Raw genomic sequence first — 3,865 nt, 5'->3', positions numbered from 1 at the left:
TAAAAAACTAGGAGGAAAATTGGAAAATTGTAACCTTTTTAGGGCTAATTTATTATCTTGCCTTAATATACTCCTTTTTTCTGCCGTTAAAAATAGGGACAACATGGTTTTACATAGGCCTTCCTATTGCTTTATTAGGATTAATCATGTATACGATAGTCACAGTGAACTTTGCTACCACCCCACTTAATGAACCCGTTACCAAAGGACTTTATCATTATTCACGGAATCCTCAGTATCTCACCGAATTTTTGATGTTTATAGGTGTGAGCATAGCTTCGGCTTCATGGATCTTTCTATTATTTTCAATTGTATACGAAGTTTCTTTGCTCAGTTTTGCAAGTTCTGAAGAACGCTTCTGCCTTGAGAAGTATGGCGATGCCTATCGTGAATATATGAACAGGACACCAAGATATATAGGAATACCAAAATCCAAGGAGAAGTGATTAATATGCCCCTTCGTTCGCACTATCGTCTAACAGCGGAAGCTGGGGTGCATCTCAAATGAAAGCTTATCTTGCGCTAACAGTGCTCTGAGAATCAATCCGAAATATGAAAATGCCAGAAAGCTAAAAGAAATGTGTGAAGAAAAGGTTCAAGCATGAAAGGTTTCGGGCAACTTCTCTTAACAGCGGATAAAAAGCTTCGCCCAAACTGCCATCGGCAACTTCTTTTATCCGCCGGGCGTTAGACGACATCCTTTAAATAGGAAAAGACAGATGAAATAGCAAGGAGGTGAGAAATACAAGGCTGGAGAAATCGAGGCAAGAAAATTTAAGTTTGACTGGGAAGGTGTGTTATCAGAGATACGGGAGAATTTTTCTTCTGTTGAGTTGCAACATAAAGCTCCGGAAGTGGAGATAATGTTTTTAGTGGATACAATTGTATTTTTGGAGATCCTCCTGAAGCGGGATAAGAAAGAAGATTGCAAGAATTTGTTGAAGATATCATGCCCAACCACAAACTCCTTTCATTGCCAATGGAACAGGAACAGTATAGAGAAGTTGTAAACGTCAGAAAAGGCATGAATTTAGATTTTGATGACGCTTATCAGTATAGCGTGGCTAAATATTATGGATTGAAAGTTGTTACAATGGACAGGGATTTTGAGAGGATAAAGGATTTAGAGATTTTAAAATGGAAGACTTAAAAAATAATAAAATAAAAATTCCTGGTATGCTTTATATGTTTTTTTCCTTTATTCCCTGGATTGTTTACTGGGTATTGTGTGACATGGGAAACATACTGGGAATCATTATTCCTCTGGTTATTGCCTTACTGCTTATAATACCACAAATTCGCAAGAGGGATTTCAATCTGATGGATATTACCTCTCTTCTCTATTTCTGCATAACCATTACTGCTACATTTATCTTCAACCTGAACATATTTGTCGAGAAAAGTGGTTTTCTTGGCTACTCTGTTTTGTTTCTGATGGTATTGTTTTCCCTGATTATCAAACAACCCTACACACTTCAAGTTTCGAAAAGAGACTATCCGGAAATCTACTGGAAGGAGAGATTATTTCTGGCCATTAACAACATAATCACTGGGGTCTGGGCGGTGATCTTCATAGCAAACGCGATCACATTTTTACTTCTAAATGCAACTTCCGCCGTAATACTCTCAAACACCTTGATCGCTCTTGGTATAACATTTTCAATTGTTTTCCCTTTAAAAGCACCAGCTTATTTTGCTACAAAGGAATTCAGGAAATACGATTGGAGTGTTGATGTAACTCAAAAGCCAAAAGGAGAAAACGAATACGATGTTATCATTGTTGGTTCTGGTATAGGGGGATTAACCTGCGGTGCTTTACTCTCAAAAAGAGGGTACAGGGTTTTAGTTTTAGAGCAACATCATCAAGTCGGTGGTTACTGCTCTTCTTTTAAGAGGAAAGATTTTGTTTTTAACACAGGAGTTGAAAACGTAAGCGGACTGTGGGAAAAAGTACCTGTAACCTATCTTCTCAAAGAACTTGGCTTTGAAAAGGATGAACTTTTCGCAAAGAATAAAATGAGATGCATCTTTAAAGGTAAAGAGATCGATGCCAGCAACTTGGAAGAGTTCATAAAAGCTCTCTCAGAGATGTTCCCAGAAGAGAAAGAGAACATTTACGCCTTCTTTGATGAAGCTAAAAAAGCCTACGAGGAGTGCTACAAAGACTTGGTTTATGGTGCTCCTCTACCAGCTGAACTAATCGTTAAGGTTTTTGGAGCAAAAAAGCTCTTGGATTATCCTAAGGAACATCCACACTTCTACGATTGGATGAACAAAACGTACAAGCAAAGACTTGATGAGTTTTTCACTAATGAGGATTTGAAGACTTTACTCTGTGCTCTGCTTGGTTACTCAGGAACAGAGGCGGAGAAAACACCTGCAAGCAGCGCGCTTACCGCTGTAGTTTCATACTACCTCCATGGTGGATATTTCCCGAAAGGAGGAGCACAGAGATTTGCAGATAGCTTAAAGGATTTTATAGAATACAATGGTGGCAAAGTCCTGACAAGACATAGGGTGGATGAGATATTGGTCGAAAACGGAGAAGTTAAAGGAGTAAGGGTTGGAAATAGAGTTTTTAAGAGTCCTATTGTTGTGGCTAATGCAAATGCAAAAACTACATTTCTGGAGCTTGTTGGAGAGGAGAGATTGGATAGAGACTTCGTAGAGTACATAAAAAAGTTGAAGATGTCCCCTTCCTGTTTCATGGTGTTTTTGGGAGTAGATATGGATTTATCGGGCTATCCGACGATCATTGAGAACCTGGATGAAGGCTGCAGCATCGCTATATACTCTAATGCAGATCCAGGTTTAGCACCCAAAGGAAAAGCAAGCGTTACAATATTGATGGGTGCCAACTACTATGATTTTCCAGAAAGGGGAACAAAAGAGTATTTAGAAAAGAAGAGAGAGTTTGCGGAGTTACTAATCAAGAAAGCTGAGAAAAATATTCCCGACTTAAGCAAACACATAGTCGTTCAGGATGCAGCAACGCCAAAGACATTTGAAAGATACACATCAATGCCTGAAGGGGCTTTATATTCCTTTGATCAATCAATCGGAGTTAAAAGACCATACTTTAAAACGCCAATAAAGGGCTTGTATTTGGCAAGTGCTTCAACTTTTCCCGGAGGTGGAATTGAAGCTGTCGTAATCTCAGGAATTATTTGCGCAAACGATATATGTAATTGGGAGGTTAGGGTGCAATGACTAACTCTTCGCTTTGCTTTACAAAGCTTCGACCCTTATGGGTGCGTATAACACCGGACATACAGCTACGCTTTGTTCCGCCCAAATTTTGAATTTAAGTTATGTTACTTATGGAAACATTAATGGGAGATATAGAAACAATCTATTTAAAAATGGATTATAGCAAAAATCATACTTGAAGCTATTGGTTCTGGAAGAGCAAAGAAAACCGCAAGCAGGCTGAAAATACCCGATGTAGAGCGGTTTATAGACATAATGAGAATCATTATGGTTGCAAATCTCGTTCCACCGCTCGATATATGATATGGGCTGGAAAGGGTTATTTGCTTGACATTTGGAATAAGATCAGATCAGGCAAGAATTCCTTAGGCTAATCGAGAAGTGGGAAACGTTCAAGGAAAAACGGAGCAGAATCGAGGTATTATTCAATATTGTGAAGAATACGCTTGGATTGAAGCGTTTGCATCAATATACAGGTAGAAGTGTTGAAAAGAGAGTGTTTTGTACCTTCCATTTAGCTTTCTACCTCATACAGTTGGCTGAAGGCATGGGGATAAGTGCGAGAGAGCTTGTTTATTGGTGAGAGGAAGAGGGGGTTAATTCAAAAATACCCGGCTCCAACTCCAGCTTCAGTCTCAGTCTTCATGATACCACC

Annotated in this window: 3 protein-coding genes; all 3 read left to right on the top strand. The window is 39.0% G+C overall.

Annotated elements, in window-relative coordinates; genetic code table 11:
• Positions 1–26: 26 nt before the first annotated feature.
• Positions 27–446 (top strand): isoprenylcysteine carboxylmethyltransferase family protein, encoded by a 420-nt coding sequence (locus J7J01_01725; protein ID MCD6209612.1) that lies wholly within the window; start codon positions 27–29, stop codon positions 444–446.
• Positions 447–925: 479 nt separating this feature from the next.
• Positions 926–1,150: a PIN domain-containing protein gene (locus J7J01_01720; GenBank protein ID MCD6209611.1), complete on the top strand. Its 225-nt coding sequence runs from the start codon at positions 926–928 to the stop codon at positions 1,148–1,150.
• On the top strand, positions 1,138–3,210 hold the full coding sequence (locus J7J01_01715) for an FAD-dependent oxidoreductase (GenBank protein MCD6209610.1): 2,073 nt from the start codon (positions 1,138–1,140) through the stop codon (positions 3,208–3,210). The genes J7J01_01720 and J7J01_01715 overlap by 13 nt, the downstream gene beginning before the upstream one ends.
• Positions 3,211–3,865 lie beyond the last annotated feature (655 nt).

The organism is Methanophagales archaeon (assembly GCA_021159465.1).
In the GTDB taxonomy this organism is placed as follows: domain Archaea; phylum Halobacteriota; class Syntropharchaeia; order Alkanophagales; family Methanospirareceae; genus G60ANME1.
This window is presented reverse-complemented; position numbering and strand designations above follow the sequence as displayed.

Coding starts and splice junctions, on each gene's coding strand:
- J7J01_01715 (MCD6209610.1), top strand. CDS start 1,138: ATGGAAGACTTAAAAAATAATAAAATAAAAATTCCTGGTATGCTTTAT.